This window comes from Amycolatopsis sp. CA-126428 (genome assembly GCF_002904335.1).
Lineage (GTDB): Bacteria > Actinomycetota > Actinomycetes > Mycobacteriales > Pseudonocardiaceae > Amycolatopsis.
In genome coordinates this window covers 1-15,175 of record NZ_PPHF01000034.1, presented here as the reverse complement: position 1 = coordinate 15,175, position 15,175 = coordinate 1, and the positions used below count along the sequence as shown (strand labels likewise).

18 protein-coding genes are annotated in these 15,175 nt (G+C 70.5%); 13 read left to right on the top strand and 5 right to left on the bottom strand.

All coding sequences use genetic code 11. The annotated features are described in order from the left end of the window. Positions 1-36: 36 nt before the first annotated feature. Positions 37-1,086 (bottom strand): NAD(P)-dependent alcohol dehydrogenase, encoded by a 1,050-nt coding sequence (locus C2L58_RS09915; RefSeq protein WP_103337270.1) that lies wholly within the window; start codon positions 1,084-1,086, stop codon positions 37-39. An 89-nt stretch (positions 1,087-1,175) separates the two neighbouring features. Here C2L58_RS09915 and C2L58_RS09910 point away from each other — a divergent pair, with 89 nt between their 5' ends. The 3 genes from C2L58_RS09910 to C2L58_RS09900 all read left to right on the top strand — a co-directional run bounded on the left by C2L58_RS09910 (position 1,176) and on the right by C2L58_RS09900 (position 2,881). After that, positions 1,176-1,787, top strand: coding sequence for a TetR/AcrR family transcriptional regulator (locus C2L58_RS09910; RefSeq protein WP_103337269.1), 612 nt, complete (start codon positions 1,176-1,178; stop codon positions 1,785-1,787). A 47-nt stretch (positions 1,788-1,834) separates the two neighbouring features. After that, complete coding sequence (locus C2L58_RS09905; RefSeq protein ID WP_233225651.1) at positions 1,835-2,122, top strand: pyridoxamine 5'-phosphate oxidase family protein; 288 nt, start codon at positions 1,835-1,837, stop codon at positions 2,120-2,122. Between the two features lie 135 nt (positions 2,123-2,257). Then, positions 2,258-2,881 carry an HAD family hydrolase gene (locus tag C2L58_RS09900; RefSeq protein ID WP_103337267.1) on the top strand — a complete coding sequence of 208 codons (624 nt, stop codon included), beginning with the start codon at positions 2,258-2,260 and terminating at the stop codon, positions 2,879-2,881. On the opposite strand, the gene C2L58_RS09895 is transcribed toward C2L58_RS09900, so the two are convergent. Beyond that, positions 2,878-3,885, bottom strand: coding sequence for an NADP-dependent oxidoreductase (locus tag C2L58_RS09895; RefSeq protein ID WP_103337266.1), 1,008 nt, complete (start codon positions 3,883-3,885; stop codon positions 2,878-2,880). The genes C2L58_RS09900 and C2L58_RS09895 overlap by 4 nt on opposite strands. Before the next feature lie 96 nt (positions 3,886-3,981). Beyond that, positions 3,982-4,416: an SRPBCC family protein gene (locus C2L58_RS09890; protein ID WP_086842463.1), complete on the bottom strand. Its 435-nt coding sequence runs from the start codon at positions 4,414-4,416 to the stop codon at positions 3,982-3,984. Between the two features lie 197 nt (positions 4,417-4,613). Between C2L58_RS09890 and C2L58_RS09885 the strand changes: the two genes are divergently transcribed. The 8 genes from C2L58_RS09885 to C2L58_RS09850 are packed head-to-tail and all read left to right on the top strand — an operon-like array spanning position 4,614 to position 12,484. Continuing rightward, complete coding sequence (locus tag C2L58_RS09885; protein WP_103337265.1) at positions 4,614-5,330, top strand: GntR family transcriptional regulator; 717 nt, start codon at positions 4,614-4,616, stop codon at positions 5,328-5,330. Positions 5,331-5,341: 11 nt separating this feature from the next. Continuing rightward, a complete protein-coding gene (locus C2L58_RS09880; RefSeq protein ID WP_103337264.1) occupies positions 5,342-5,569 on the top strand; it encodes a 4Fe-4S dicluster domain-containing protein in 228 nt (75 codons plus the stop codon). Beyond that, positions 5,566-6,954, top strand: a complete 1,389-nt coding sequence (locus tag C2L58_RS09875; protein ID WP_103337263.1) for an ABC transporter substrate-binding protein — start codon at positions 5,566-5,568, stop codon at positions 6,952-6,954. Before C2L58_RS09880 ends, C2L58_RS09875 begins: the two co-directional genes overlap by 4 nt. After that, entirely contained in the window at positions 6,951-7,784 is an 834-nt protein-coding gene (locus C2L58_RS09870; RefSeq protein WP_103337262.1) for an ABC transporter permease, read from the top strand. Before C2L58_RS09875 ends, C2L58_RS09870 begins: the two co-directional genes overlap by 4 nt. Then, on the top strand, positions 7,781-8,500 hold the full coding sequence (locus tag C2L58_RS09865) for an ABC transporter ATP-binding protein (RefSeq protein ID WP_103337261.1): 720 nt from the start codon (positions 7,781-7,783) through the stop codon (positions 8,498-8,500). Before C2L58_RS09870 ends, C2L58_RS09865 begins: the two co-directional genes overlap by 4 nt. Further along, positions 8,497-11,172: a fumarate reductase/succinate dehydrogenase flavoprotein subunit gene (locus C2L58_RS09860; RefSeq protein ID WP_103337260.1), complete on the top strand. Its 2,676-nt coding sequence runs from the start codon at positions 8,497-8,499 to the stop codon at positions 11,170-11,172. The genes C2L58_RS09865 and C2L58_RS09860 overlap by 4 nt, the downstream gene beginning before the upstream one ends. Positions 11,173-11,204: 32 nt before the next feature. After that, complete coding sequence (locus C2L58_RS09855) at positions 11,205-11,675, top strand: MarR family transcriptional regulator (RefSeq protein WP_103337259.1); 471 nt, start codon at positions 11,205-11,207, stop codon at positions 11,673-11,675. A 29-nt stretch (positions 11,676-11,704) separates the two neighbouring features. Then, entirely contained in the window at positions 11,705-12,484 is a 780-nt protein-coding gene (locus tag C2L58_RS09850) for a class I SAM-dependent methyltransferase (protein WP_103337258.1), read from the top strand. A 1-nt stretch (position 12,485) separates the two neighbouring features. Here the strand turns inward: C2L58_RS09850 and C2L58_RS09845 are convergent, their stop codons facing one another. Then, positions 12,486-13,406 (bottom strand): ABC transporter substrate-binding protein, encoded by a 921-nt coding sequence (locus tag C2L58_RS09845; RefSeq protein ID WP_103337257.1) that lies wholly within the window; start codon positions 13,404-13,406, stop codon positions 12,486-12,488. A gap of 138 nt (positions 13,407-13,544) precedes the next feature. Between C2L58_RS09845 and C2L58_RS09840 the strand changes: the two genes are divergently transcribed. Together C2L58_RS09840 and C2L58_RS09835 are read left to right on the top strand one after the other, a co-directional pair. Continuing rightward, entirely contained in the window at positions 13,545-14,243 is a 699-nt protein-coding gene (locus tag C2L58_RS09840; RefSeq protein ID WP_103337256.1) for an ABC transporter permease, read from the top strand. Continuing rightward, complete coding sequence (locus tag C2L58_RS09835; RefSeq protein ID WP_103337255.1) at positions 14,240-14,950, top strand: ABC transporter permease; 711 nt, start codon at positions 14,240-14,242, stop codon at positions 14,948-14,950. The genes C2L58_RS09840 and C2L58_RS09835 overlap by 4 nt, the downstream gene beginning before the upstream one ends. 158 nt (positions 14,951-15,108) lie before the next feature. Here the strand turns inward: C2L58_RS09835 and C2L58_RS09830 are convergent. After that, positions 15,109-15,175 (bottom strand): M15 family metallopeptidase (locus tag C2L58_RS09830; RefSeq protein ID WP_146073563.1); only part of this gene is annotated, 67 nt, incomplete at its 5' end.

Below are 15,175 nucleotides of genomic sequence, written 5' to 3'. Positions count from 1 at the left end.
ATGCGCGTTAGAACCCGCATTACCACTCACGAGGGGTCAGGCACCGATGGTCTTGGCGTCGATGACGAAGCGGTAGCGCACGTCGGAGTTCTCGACGCGCTCGTAGGCCTCGTTGACCTTGTCGGCCGAGATCGTCTCGATCTCCGCGCCGATGCCGTGCTTCGCGCAGAAGTCCAGCATCTCCTGGGTCTCGGCGATGCCGCCGATCATCGAACCGGCCAGCACCTTGTTGCCGCCGAGCAGCGAGAAGGCGTTGTAGGCCAGCGGCTCGCCGGGCGCGCCGACGTTCACCATCGCGCCGCCGACCTTGAGCAGGCTCAGGTAGGCGTCGATCGGCAGCTTGGCCGAGACGGTGTTGAGGATGATGTCGAACTTGCCGCGCAGGACGTCGAAGGTCGCCTCGTCGCTGGTGGCGTAGTAGTCCTTCGCGCCGAGCTTCAGGCCGTCTTCCTGCTTCTTGAGGCTCTGGCTCAGCACGGTCACCTCGGCGCCCATGGCGGCGGCGATCTTGACGCCCATGTGGCCGAGCCCGCCGAGGCCGATCACGGCAACCTTCTTGCCGGGGCCGGCGCCCCAGTGGTGCAGCGGGGAGTAGGTGGTGATGCCCGCGCACAGCAGCGGCGCGGCGACGTCCAGGTCGATCCCCTCGGGGATGCCGCAGACGAAGGCGTCCTTCACGACGATCTGGTTGCTGTAGCCGCCGTAGGTGTTCTCGCCGTCGAAGCCGACGCCGTTGTAGGTCTGGACGTTGCCCTTGACGCAGAACTGCTCGGTGCCGGCCAGGCAGTATTCGCACTCGCCGCAGGAGTCGACCATGCAGCCGACCCCGACGCGGTCGCCGACCTGGTACTTCGTGACGTCCGAGCCGACCGCGGCGACGACGCCGGCGATCTCGTGACCCGGGACCATCGGGAAGATCGCCTGGCCCCAGTCCTCCTTGGCCTGGTGGATGTCGCTGTGGCAGATGCCGGCGAACGCGATGTCGATCAGCACGTCGTCGGGACGCAGGTCACGGCGCTCGATCGTGGTCGGCGCCAGGGGCGCGCCCGGCGCCGGAGCGGCGATGGCGTGCGTGGTGGTGCTCATGGAACCCTCCAGGTTCAAGTACCGTCGGTTCGTAAGAGGCCTCTTACATCTCTACGTAAGAGAGGTCTTACATATTTCGAGCGAGAGACGTGATCCAGGTCATGGGCGGCAAGTACCACCACGGCGACCTCCGCGGCGAGCTCGTGCGCGTCTCACTCGACCTGATCGCGGAGCAGGGCTTGGCCGGCTTCTCGGTCGCCGAGGTCGCCCGCCGCGCGAAGGTCAGCCCCGGCGCGCCCTACCGGCACTTCGCCGACCGCGAGACCCTGCTGGCCGAGGTCGCGGGCCACATCGCCGGCCAGCTGGCCGACCGCGTCACCGCGGCGGCCGCCGAGCACGACGCCCCGGCGGAAGCCCTCGCCGCGGCCGCGGGCGCCTACACGCGGTACCTGATCGAGCGCCGCGCCGGGATGAACGTCCTCTACGCGGACGGCCTGCACGGACCGGACCACGTCGGCCTGCACGAGCAGACCCGCCGGCTGACCGACGAGTTCCTGATGCGCTGCCTGGCCGTCGCCCCGGACCCGGCCACGGCCCTGGAGCTGATGGAGCAGTTGTTCACCCAGGCCCACGGCTACGGCACGTTCCAGCTCGACGGCGTGTTCGTGAAGCACGGCTATTCGGTGGACCTGGTGGTGAAGAAGTCCACCGAGGCGGCGCGGATCGTGATCGCGGGCCGGACTGCCGGTGGTGGGCGCTAGGTTGACGACATGGGGATCATCGACACACACACGAGGCACTGCGCGAGGTGATCGGCGAGGTCGCCGAGCTGACGCAGCAGAAGGTCATCGACCGGATCGACGAGCACGCGCGCACCCTGATCGCGCACTCGCCGTTCGTGCTGCTGGCGACTTCGGCACCGGACGGCAGCTGCGACGTCTCCCCGCGTGGCGACCCGGCGGGCTCGGTGCCGGTGCTCGACGAGAAGACGCTGCCGTCGATGGGCACGATCATGCGTGACCAGATGGCGTTGCCGATGTCGGCGGCGGAACTGGACGCACGCCTCGACGAGCGGGCGTTGACCGGGCAGTACTGATCCCGGCGACGAACGTGCCGTTGCCCGCGTCGCGCCGCCCGCTCGCCGCCGTCACCGCGGAGCAGTTCGAACCCCGCCGCTCAGCTGTCGTACCTTCGGTCGGGTACGAGAACCTTCGAACCTCCGGAGTGCCGCATGCTGTGCGTCCTCGACGTCAACGAGACCTTGCTGGACCTCGCCGCGCTGGACGCCACCATCGGCGGGCCCGAGCTGCGGCGCGAGTGGTTCGGCCTGGCGATCCACACCGTCCTGACCGTGACGGCGACCGGCAGCTACCGGGACTTCGCGGGCATCGCCGGCGACGCCGCGATCGAGGTCGCCGACCGGCACGGGCGGGAGGCCGATCTCGCGAAGATCGGCGAAGGACTGCGCAGCCTCCCCGCCCACCCGGACGTCGAACCCGGCCTGGTGAAGCTCCGCGAACAGGGCCACACCATCGTCGCCCTGACGAATTCGCCGCTCGCCACCGCCGAGGCGCAGCTGCTGAACGCCGGGCTGGCGCCGCTGCTCGACCGGATCTTCTCGGCCGAGCAGGTCGGCAGGCTCAAGCCCGCGCCGGAGCCTTACCTCCAGGTCACGGCCGCCTATCCCGGGGAGCGGGCGGTCATGATCGCCGCGCACGACTGGGACATCGCGGGCGCCCAGGCCGCGGGGCTCGAGACGGCGTTGCTCACCCGTCCCGGCGTCCACCCGCTGCCCGGCTCGCCCGCGCCCACCTACACCGCGTCGACCCTGCCGGAGCTGGCCGGACTCCTCTAGTCCGCGATCCGGACCAGCATCTTGCCGGTGTTGGCGCCCGACAGCAGGCCGAGGAACGCCTCGGGCGCGTTGCGGATGCCGTCGACGAAGGTCTCCGAGTACTTGATCTCGCCGGAGTTCACCAGCGGCGCGACCTCGGTGACGAACTGCTGCTGCAGGTGCCAGTGGTCGATCACCAGCAGGCCGCGGATGGTGAGCCGCTTGGCGATGACCTGCGCGAGGTTGCGCGGCGCCGGCGTCGGCTCGGTGGCGTTGTACGTGGAGATCATCCCGCAGATGGCGATCCGCCCGTGCACGGTGATCGCGTCGATCGCGGCTTCGAGGTGCTCGCCGCCGACGTTGTCGAAGTAGACGTCGATGCCCTCCGGCGCCGCCTTGTGCAGCTGCTCGGCGACCGGGCCGTCCTTGTAGTTGAACGCGGCGTCGAAGCCGAGGTCGTCGATCAGGTGCCGGACCTTCTCCTCCGAACCCGCCGAGCCGATGACGCGCTTGGCGCCCTTCAGCTTCGCGAGCTGCCCGACCAGCGAGCCGACCGCGCCGGCCGCGCCCGAGACGAACACCGTGTCGCCCGGCTTGAACTCGGCCGACTCCAGCAGGCCCGCGTACGCGGTCAGGCCCGGCATGCCGAGCACGCCGAGGTACGTCGACAGCGGCGCCGCGGCGCCGTCGACCTTGACGTACCGGCCCGCGTCGAGCACGGCGTGGGTGCGCCAGCCGGCCTGGTGCAGCACGTGGTCACCCGGCTTGACGTCGTCCACATGGGACTCGACGACCTCGCCGACCGCACCGCCGGACATGACCTCGCCGACCTGGAACGGCGGCGCGTAGGACTTGACGTCCTTCATGCGGCCGCGCATCGCCGGGTCGACGCTCATGATCAGGTTGCGGACCAGGATCTGCCCGTCACCCGGGGTGGGCACCTCGGTGTCGACGATCTCGAAGTTGTCGTTCGTCGGAACACCTTCCGGCCGCGAAGCCAGCCGGATTTCGGTCGCCGTGCTCATCGTCGAATCTCCTCCAAAGTCTCGAAGCGGGGCAGCCGCCCCGGATTCCGTCCGATGTAACCAGCTAACCGGGGCGCTGATTCCGATTGTGAGGCGTCACACGATCTCGGCGAGCTTGCCGAGGACGCCGTCGTAGATCTTCTTGAGCCCGCCGGGGGCGAAGGTCTTCTCGAAGAAGCCGCCGATCCCGCCCGCACCGTCCCACGTGGTCTCGATCTTCACCACACTGCGTTCACCCGCTTCGGTGACGGTCCACGTGGTGACCATGCTGGAGTTCGCGTCGGTCTCGACCAGCGTCCCGGGCCGCGGCTCGGTGACCGTCGCCTTGACGTCCCGCACGCGCTTGGACGTCGCCTGCAGCTTCCAGCCCGCCTTGGTCCCGGCGCCGACGCCGCCTTCGGTGACCTGGTAGTCGCGGTAGTGCTCGGTGAGCAGCTTCGGCCGCGTCTCGGCGTAGTCGGCGACGAGCGCGCGGACCTTGTCGGCCGGGGCGTCGATGGTGCGCTCCGCGGTGGCCGTGACCTTTCCCATTGGACTCCTTCTCCGGCGTACAGATCAGGGTCCACGATTCCACCGCCCGGCGCACCACCGGCGGGCGCCCTCGCACGTCTCAGATAGTGAGCGGCGGAAGTCCGCTCTGGACAGCTGTTTTCGCTGGTCAGCGCGTCGCCGAGGAGGTCGGAAGTGGCGTAACACGGTGTTAACGTGCACTGGCCATTCTCCCCGCCATGCCCACCACACCCCGCCGCACCCGGTCGGACAGCGCCCGGCAGCTCGCCGACCTGCTGCGCCGTCAGGTGCTGGCCGAGGAGGCGCTGCCGTGTGAAGAGGACCTCACGGTGGAGTTCTCGGTCACCCGGAACACCGTGCGGGAGGCCCTCGCGCTGCTGCGTGACGACGGCCTGATCACCCGCCAGCCGGGTGTCGGCACGGTCGTCGTCGGGCACAAGTACCCGCACGCGCTCAACCGGCTGGCCGGGCTGGCCGAGGTGCTGCGCGAACACGGCGAGGTGACCAACGAAGTCCGGGCGGCGGACCTCGTGCCCGCACCCGCCGTCGTGGCGCACCGGCTCGGCGTGCCCGAACGCTCCGAGGTCGTCTACCTCGAGCGACTCAGAAAACTCGACGGCGTCCCGCTGTCGCTCGACCTCACCTATCTGCTGCCGGAGATCGGGAAGCCGCTGCTGGAGCACGACCTCGCCGGCCGGGACGTCTTCGCGCTCATCGAAGAGACGTCCGGGCAGCGGCTGGGCTACGCCGACATCGACGTCGAAGCCCTCAACGCCGACCCGGAAACCGCGGCGGTCCTCGAAGTTCCGCCGGGCGCGGCGCTGCTGCGGTGGGAACGCCTCACGCACTTCGCCGACGGACGGCCCGTCGACCTCGAATACATCCGCCTGCGCGGCGACCGCCTCACCATGCGCGCCCGCCTCGACCGCTCCTGAAGGAGACCGCCATGCCCCTCGTGCCGAGCCGGATCGACGTCCCGGTGACGATCGACGAGTCGAAGTGCCTCGACGGCTGCCGCCTCTGTGTCGACATGTGCCCGCTCGACTCGCTGGCCATCGACCCGGACACCGACAAGGCGTACATGCACGTCGACGAGTGCTGGTACTGCGGGCCGTGCGCGGCGCGCTGCCCGACCGGCGCGGTGACCATCAACATGCCTTACCTGCTGCGATGAACGGGGCCCGGATCCTGCTCGTCGCCGCGCTGCTGGCCGCGGGCTGCACCGCGAACGCCGCCACGTCGAACGAGGTGGACGTCGTGATCGGCTACCAGTCGAAGACGATCAACACCGTCACCGCGGGCACGTTGCTGCGGTCGCTGGGGTACTTCGAGAAGCGGCTCGCCGACCTGGGCAACCGGGACGGGAAGCGCTATCACGTCACCTGGCAGGACTACTCGACCGGCGCCCCGATCACCGCGCAAATGGTGGCCGGGAAGATCGACGTCGGCTCGATGGGCGACTACCCGTTGCTCATCAACGGTTCCCGGACCCAGGAGTTCGGCGACGGACGCACCAAGCTGGTCGCCGCCACCGGCTACAACCTGCTGGGCGCACTCAACATGGTCGTGGTGCCGCCGAAGTCGCCGGCGCACACCCTGGCCGACCTGCGCGGGAAGAAGATCTCGGCCAGCGTCGGCTCGGCCGGGCACGGCACGACCGTGCACGCCCTGCAGAACATCGGCATCGGCACCGGCGACGTCCACCTGCAGAACCAGGCGCCCGCGGTCGGCGCGTCCGGGCTGCTGTCCGGGTCGATCGACGCGCTCGGGCAGTTCGTGGCGTGGCCGGGGCAGCTGGTGTTCGCGAACCAGGCGCGGCTGCTCTACGACGGCTCGGCGCTGAACCTGCCGACGTGGCACGGCGTGGTCGTCCGGGAGTCCTATGCGGACAGCCACCACGACGTCGTCGCGGAGTTCCTGCGCGCGCAGCGCGACGCGACGGACTACCTGCACCAGCACCCGATGGACGCGGCGCTGAAGGTCGCGTCCGCCACCAAGCTGCCGCCCGAGGTCGTCTACCTCTACAACGGTGCCGGCGGCGTGGTCACCTTCGACCTGCCGCTGAAGCGCCCGCTGGTCAGCGCGCTCGAAACCGACGCGCCCTTCCTGCGTTCGATCGGCAACATCAAGCGGCTCGACCTCGGCGCGTTCGTCGACGACCGGTACCTGCGCGAGATCTACGGGCCGGCGTACGAGGCGGCTGCCTCCATTTTGGCCAATCCGTCCCCGGTGACGGGCTTCGACACGACGTGTTCGCAGCCGGTCACCGATCCGCGCACCGCGGGTGAGCTGTGGCTGACCGGCGAGACCGCGACCCACCCCGCGGCCACCCCGGATTGCCTCCTCAAGGCCGTGGCGCACGCCGGGAAACCAGTCCGCGCGGCCTACGTCCCGGACGCGGCCACGGGCACCCGCTGGTTCGCGGACAAGGCCGTCTGGGTGCGCGACGCGGACGGCGCGCTGCTGCCCTTCACCACCGAAGACGGCGCCCGCGCCCACCTCGCCGGGCACACCGGCTCGATCGTCAGCTACGCGCAAGCCGTGGAGGAGTCCCGATGACCCAGACCCTCGAACAGGAACCCGCCATCACGGAAGCCCCACCGGCGCCACCGAGACGCCGGTTCAGCCGGCTCGCCGTCCGCACCGGCAGCATCGTCGCCGCACTGGTCGTGTGGGAGCTGCTGACCGCGTTCGACGTCGACCTGTGGCTGCACTTCGACCGCCTGCCCACACCGGTCGAGGTGGCCCGCGACCTCGGCTACCAGCTCGGCACCGCCGTCTACTACCAGGACCTGCTCGATTCCCTGCGCCGGATCGTGACGGGCTTCGCGCTGGCCGCGGTGTTCGGTATCGGGCTCGGCACGGCGATCGCGCGCTCCCGCGGCACGTCCGACGTCGTCCAGCCACTCCTGGAAGTCCTGCGGCCGATCCCGGCCATCGCGGTGGTACCGATCGCCATCCTGCTCTTCCCGACCAACGAGCAGGGCATCGTGTTCATCACGTTCCTCGCCGCGTTCTTCCCGGTCGTGGTCAGCACGCGGCACGCCGTGCGCGCGCTGCCGGTGGTCTGGGAAGACGCGATCCGCACGATGGGGGGCTCACCGCGGCGGGTGCTGTGGAACGTCGTGCTGCCGGGCGCGCTGCCCGGCGTGTTCGGCGGGCTGTCCGTCGGCGTGGGCGTTTCGTGGATCTGCGTGATCTCGGCGGAGATGATCTCCGGCGAGTTCGGCGTCGGCTACCGGACCTGGCAGGCCTACACCGTCGTCGACTACCCGGGCGTGATCGTCGGGATGCTCACCATCGGCCTGCTCGGCTGGGTCACCTCGGCCGCCGTCGAACTGCTCGGCCGCCGCGCCACCCGCTGGCTGCCCCGAGGGGAGAACTCATGAGCTTGCGCATCGAGAACCTGACCGTCCACTACGGACCCCGCGCGGTGCTGTCCGGCATCGGCCTGGACATTGCCGACGCCGAGATCCTGGCCGTCACCGGACCTTCCGGGTGCGGCAAGTCGACCCTGCTGCGCACCTTGGCCGGGCTGCTGCCCGTGTCGTCGGGCCGCGTCCTGTCCGCCGGCGAGGAGGTGACCGGCACGTCGGCCGAGCGCGCGCTGGTGTTCCAGGACGACGGCTTGCTGCCCTGGCGTTCGGTGCGCCGCAACGTCGAGCTGCCGCTGTCCATCCGGCGCGTCCCGCGGGCGCGGCGGCGGGCCGAAGCGGAGTCCTGGCTGTCCCAGGTCGGGCTGGCCGGGTACGAGGACCACCTGCCGCGGGAGCTCTCCGGCGGCATGCGCCAGCGCGTCCAGCTCGCCCGCACCCTCGCCGGGGCGCCGCGGGTGATCCTGGCCGACGAGCCGTTCGGGGCGCTGGACGCCCAGACCCGCACGGCCATGCAGCGGCTACTCGTGGAGGTCTGGCGCAAACGGCCGACGACGGTGGTGTTCGTGACCCACGACGTCGACGAAGCGCTCTTCCTGGCCGACCGCGTCGCGGTGCTGACCCGTGACGGGCGGCTGGCGAAGGTCGTCGAGTCGTCGCGGCCGCGGACGGCCGAGCCCGCCGTCGCGGCCGAGCGCGCCGAGGTTCTGGACGGGCTGGTGGCGGCATGACGTTCGAAGCACCCCCGCTGTCCACGCGGACGCACTTCGAGACCGACGTCCTGGTGATCGGCGGTGGAACGGCCGGGACGATGGCCGCGCTGACCGCCGCCGAGCACGGCGCGAACGTGCTACTGCTGGAAAAGGCGCACGTCCGGCACTCGGGCGCGCTGGCCATGGGCATGGACGGCGTCAACAACGCGGTCATCCCAGGCAAGGCGACGCCGGAGGACTACGTCGCCGAGATCACCCGCGCCAACGACGGCGTCGTCAACCAGTCCACTGTGTACCAGACCGCGCGGCGCGGGTTCGCCATGGTGCAACGGCTGGAGAAGTACGGCGTCAAGTTCGAAAAGGACGAGTACGGCGAGTACGCCGTGCGGCGCGTGCACCGGTCCGGCAGCTATGTCCTGCCGATGCCGGAGGGCAAGGACATCAAGAAGGTGCTCTACCGCGTGTTGCGGCAGAAGCACATGCGCGAGCGCATCACGATCGAGAACCGCGTGATGCCGGTGCGCGTGCTGACGTCCGGCGGACGCGCGGTCGGTGCCGTCGGGTTCAACACGCGGACCGGCGAGTTCGTCACGGTTTCCGCGTCCGCGGTGATCCTCGCGACCGGTCCTTGTGGACGATTGGGCCTGCCATCGAGCGGTTATCTCTACGGCACGTACGAGAACCCGACCAACGCCGGCGACGGGTACGCGATGGCCTACCACGCGGGCGCCGAGCTGTCCGGCATCGAGTGCTTCCAGATCAACCCGCTGATCAAGGACTACAACGGCCCGGCCTGCGCGTACGTCGCCAATCCGTTCGGCGGCTACCAGGTCAACGCGGCCGGCGACCGCTTCGTCGACTGCGACTACTGGTCCGGGCAGATGATGGCCGAGGTGGCGCGCGAGATCTCGTCGGCCCGCGGACCGATCTACCTCAAGCTGACGCACCTGCCGGAGGAGACGCTCGGCGCGCTGGAGAACATCCTGCACACGACCGAACGGCCGACACGGGGGACGTTCCACGCCACCCGCGGCCACGACTACCGCACGCACGACGTCGAGATGCACATCTCGGAGATCGGCCTGTGCGGCGGGCATTCGGCGTCCGGCGTCTGGGTGGACGAGAACGGCGCGACGACCGTGCCCGGCCTGTACGCGGCCGGCGACCTCGCCTGCGTGCCGCACAACTACATGATCGGCGCGTTCGTCTACGGCGACCTCGCGGGCGCGCACGCGTCGGGTTCCCTGCGTCCTCTTGTCCCCTTGCCCGAAGACCAGATCGCTGCGGCGCACGCGTTGATCTACCGGCCGTTGTCCACTCCGGATGGTCCGCCCCAGCAGCAGGTGGAGTACAAGCTGCGGCGGTTCGTCAACGACTACGTGGCACCGCCCAAGACGACCGCGAAGCTGGAGATCGCCCTCGAGACGTTCGCGCGGATGTCCGGCGAGATCGCGGGCATGGGCGCCCGGACCCCGCACGAGCTGATGCGCTGCGCCGAGGTGACGTTCATCCGCGACTGCGCCGAGATGGCGGCGCGGGCGTCGCTGGTGCGGACCGAGAGCCGGTGGGGGCTCTACCACGACCGGACCGACCACCCGGGCCGCGACGACGTCTCGTGGCTCGCGCACCTGAACCTGCGCCGGACGCCGTCCGGGGAGATGGAGTTCGTCAAGCGGCCGGTGGCGCCCTACGTCGTGCCGGTGCCGGAGTTCTCGGTGCCGGACTTCGCCGTCGAAGTCCTCGGGGTCCACACGGCCTTCAGCGGGCACACACCGCCGGACGTGGTCACCGCGGCCGGCCCGGCGCGGACGCATTCGTCGCCGCGGGTCCTCGAGGTCGTCGCCATGGCGGAGGAACAGCCGTCGCTGTCCTCGCTGTCGACGTATCTGTCCGATCCGGACGCCGAGGTCCGCACGACGGCGATCGCGGTGCTCACCGAGTCGGCGCCGGACGGTTTCGGGCCGGCGCTGGTCACGGCGTTGCACGACATCGACGCGCGGGTGCGGGCCGCGGCGGCGGCCGGGCTGCGCGAGCTGGTGGAGGTGCTGGCGCCGTCGTCTTCCCTGGCCGGGGGGCTGCGGTCGGCCCTGGCGGTGTCCGACGCGGACGTGCGGTCGGTGGCGCTGGACGTCCTGCGGGCGCTGCGGCTCGGTGATGCGCCGCTGTTCGCGGCTTCCCTCGCCGACCCCGCGGTCGTGGTCCGGCTGGAGGCGATCCGCGGCCTGGTGTCGCTGGACGCGGCGTCGACACTGGCGGAGGCGGCCTCGGACGCCTCACGCGAGGTCCGGGTCGCGGTCGCGGCCGGGCTGGGGACGATCGGCGACCCGCGCGCCACCGGCACGGTGTCCGCGCTGGCCGTCGACCCGGACCTGCTCGTGCGCGCGGCCGCGCTGACCGCCGCCGCCGACCTCGGCTGCGGCGGCAACCTGGCGGACCTCGCCGTGGCGGCGGCCGCGGACCCGGCGTGGCAGGTGCGCCGCGGGGCGGCGACGGCGCTGGGTGCGCTGGCCACGCCGTCGGAACCGCTGCTCGGAGCCCTGGAAGACGAGCACCCGAACGTCCGGCGGGCCGCCGTCCAGGCGCTCGGCAAGTGGGCGGACTCCGCCGAGGTCGCCGTGCGGCTGCGGGCGCGGCGCACCGATTCGGACGCCGACGTCCGCGCGTACACGCGAATGGCTCTCGGCGGTTAGGCTGCTCCTCAGCCGACTGATACGAGGTTCATATGAGTGCGGGAGCGCACCGCCGGTCGACCGTGGCGGTGAAAGATGCGCTGCGGGAGCTGCGCAACCAGCTTTCGCTGCTGAACCACCAAGTAAGCGCCCAGCTGGCGCTCAAGGACGTCGACCTCGACTGCCTCGAGCTGATCGCCCGGCACGGCCCGCTCAGCCCGAGCGCGCTGGCCCGCCGGGCCGGGCTGCACCCGGCGACGATGACCGGCATCCTCGACCGGCTGCAGAAGGGCGGCTGGATCGTCCGCGAACGCGACCCCGAGGCCGCCGACCGGCGCTCGATCGCCGTCCGCGCGGTCCGCGGCCGCAACGCGGAGCTGTTCCGGCTCTACGCGGGGATGAACACCGCGATGGACGAGCTCTGCGCGCGCTACACCGAGGACGAACTGGCGCTGATCGCCGGATTCCTGCGCCGGGCGACGTCGGCGGGCCACGACGCGACCGGGACCCTGACCGGCGGCTGAGCAGCGGTTTCTGTGCTGTACTCGGGGCCATGTGGCAGTCAGGCGACGCTTACGAGGCCTACATCGGACGGTGGAGCCGCCGGATCGCGGAGACGTTCGTCCGGCAGCTCGGCGTCCCGGCGGGCCGGCGCTGGCTCGACGTCGGCTGCGGCACCGGCGCACTGACGTCGGCGGTGCTGGCGGCGGCCGGCCCCGCGGAAGTCGTCGGCGCCGATCCGTCCGAGGGATTCCTGGAGTCGGCCCGCGCGAGCGTGACCGACCCGCGGGCGGCGTTCACCCTCGCCGACGCCCATTCGCTGCCGTTCCCGGACGCCCGGTTCGACGTGGTCGTGTCGGGCCTGGTCCTGAACTTCGTCCCCGACCCGGACCGCGCGGCGGCGGAGATCGCGCGGGTCACCGCCCCGGGCGGGCTGGCCGCCACCTACCTGTGGGACCTCGCCGAGGGCATGGAGCTGATCCGCCGGTTCTGGGACGCGGCCGGCGAGCTCGACCCGGAGACGGTCGCCGAGCTGGACGAGGGCCGCCGGTTCACGCTGTGCCACCCGGAGCCGCTGGGCCGGTTGTGGACGGACGCGGGCTTCACGGCGGTCTCCGTCGGCGAGATCAGGATCCCGACGGTGTTCGCGGACTTCGACGACTACTGGCAGCCGTTCCTCGGCGCGCAGGGCCCGGCGCCGACGTACCTGGCCACGCTGCCGCAGGCGCACCGCGACCGGATCCGCGAGCTGCTGCGCAGCCGCCTGCCGGCGGATCCCGACGGCTCGATCCCGCTGACGGCCCGGGCGTGGGTCGTCAGCGGGACCGCGTGACTCAGAGCCCGGCCTGCTTCAGCCAGTCCTTCGCGACGTCTTCGGCGCGTTCGCCGTCGGAGTCGACGCGCTTGTTGAGGTCCCGCATGACGTCGGTCGTCAGCTTCGCGCTGACCGCGTTCACGGCGGTGGCGAAGTCCGCGCCGCGCTCGTCGAGGACCTTCTTGGTCACCGCGGGCACGACGTTCTCGGTCGGCACGATGTTGAGGTCGTCCTTGAGCACGGTGTACTTCGAGTCACCGGTCAGCGGGCTGACCGAGTCGACCGGGATGACCGTGACCGCACCGGACTTGAGCTGCTCGACGCGCGGCCCGGCTTCCTGGATCGTCTGGAAGGTGATGTTGGTCAGCTTGTAGACGTCGGTGAAGCCCTTGAAGCACGGAAGGCGCTTCTCGCACTCCGGCGGGCCGGCCATGACGACCTTGTCGAGCTTCTTCAGGTCGCTGATGGACGCGATGCCCTTGTCCTTGGCCAGGTCGGACTTGATGATGTAGGTGTTCTTGTCCTCGGCGGGCGCGAAGTTGAGCAGGCCGATGCCGCTGGGCTCGAACAGCTTCGCCAGCTGGTCGTGCTCCTCCTGCGCGGTCTTGCCGGCCTCCTTGCCGAAGCCGGTGGTGATCGCCGCACCCTGGTACTCCGGGATGAACTGCAGCTCACCGGACTTCAGCGACGGGTAGATCAGCTCCCGCGACCCGAGGTTCAGCTTGCGCGTCACCGGGTAGCCCTTGGCCTCCAGCGCCTGCGCGTAGATCTCGGCGAGGATCTGACTGTCGGTGAAGTTGAAGGACGCGACGACGATCGGCGCCCCACCCTTGCCCTGCGCGGCGGGCTTGTCACCGCTGTCGCTGCCGCCACAGGCGGCCAAACCGAGCGTCGCCGCGACGGCCACCGCCACCACGGACGCGTTCCGGAACCAGCGCACGAATCCCCACTCCCTCGTCACTCGAACAGACGAAAGGACCCTAGCCCTGACCTCCGACAAGAATCCACATCGTGGGAGATAGCACCCGAAATTCCCACTCCCCGGAATATTTCAGCCCGATCGGGGTAAGGTCGCCCGGTGCACGTGAACACGGTGACGCCGCTGGCCGCCGACAGCGGGCCGCCGATCTTCCAGTGGAAGTGGGTGGACCGCAACGCCGACGCCATCGTCCAGCGCCTCATCGAGCACGTCTCGCTGACCGGCGCCGCGCTCGGCATCGGGCTGGTGGTTTCGATCGGGCTCGCCGTGGTCTCCCTGCGTTACCGCTGGACGTACCCGGTGATCCTCGGCACGGCGGGCGCGTTGTACGTGATCCCGAGCCTCGGCGCGTTCGCGGTGCTGGTGCCGTTCTTCGGGCTGACGTTCGTCTCCGCGATGATCCCGCTCGCGACGTACACGCTGCTCATCCTGATCCGCAACATCGTCACCGGCGTCGACCAGGTGCCGAACGAGGTCCGCGAGGCCGCGGTCGGGATGGGGTACACGCGCGGCAGGCTGCTCTGGCAGATCGAGCTGCCCCTCGCCCTGCCGGTGGTGATCGCCGGCCTGCGTGTCGCGGCGGTGACGACGATCGGCCTGGTGACCGTGACTTCGATGCTCGGCCTCGGCGGCCTGGGCTACTTCATCCGAGCGGGCATCCAGACGGCGACCCCCAACCCGACGATGATCATCGTCGGCGTCGGCCTGTCCGTCGTCCTGGCGGTGGTGGTCGATCTGGCCCTCTGGCTCAGCGAGCGCGTGCTGGCGCCCTGGTCGCGGAAGGTGCGGGCGCGATGAGCTTCCTCGATCAGCTGAACGCGTGGCTCGCGGACCCGAACCGCTGGAGCTGGACCGACAAGGCCGGCGTCCCGTACCGCGTCCTGGAGCACCTCAGGTTTTCGCTCCTCGCCCTGGCGATCGCGGCGGCGCTGACCATCCCGGCGGCGCTGTGGCTAGCCCACTACCGCCGCGGCGCGTTCCTCGCGAGCAGCGCGGTGAACATCGGCCGGGCGATCCCGAGTTTCGGGCTGATCATCCTGTTCTGGTTCCTGGCGAGCCGCTGGGAGCTGGACACGACGTTCTGGCCGTTGCTGCTGGCGCTGGTCGCCTTGGCGATGCCCCCGTTGTTCACGAACACGTACGCGGGCGTAGTGACGTTGGAGCAGGAGACGATCGACGCGGCCCGCGGAACGGGCTACCGCGAAGGGCAGATCATGCTGCGCCTGGAGCTGCCGCTGGCATCCCCGGTGATCCTGGCGGGCGCCCGGGTGGCGTTCCTCCAGCTGATCGCCACGGTGGCCATCGGAGCAATCGTCAACGACGGCGGCGGCCTGGGCCGGTACATAGTCGACGGCTTCGCGGTCGGAGCCCAGGGTTACGGAGCGATCTTCGCGGGCGGCCTGGCCGCGGTACTGCTGGCGCTCCTGTGCGACGGCGCGTTCGCGTTGATCACCCGCGTGGCAACCCCGCGCGGCCTCGCGCTGCAGAACGCCCGCCGCGACTAGAACGCGCCGACGCCCAGAACCGCCGCCCCATCCGGCGGCGATCCCGGGCGCCTGTCGATCATCCCCAGTGCGCGAGGCTGCGGATTCCGTCGTGGCCGATCCCAGACGCAGCCCGCGTCACGATTTCACGTAACCCCAGTGGTTTTTCCGGTCGAGGGTCAGGGCTTCTCGAAGTGCTGGTAGTCGATGGGGGTGTCCCAGGAGCCGCCCCAGGTCCAGCCGCGG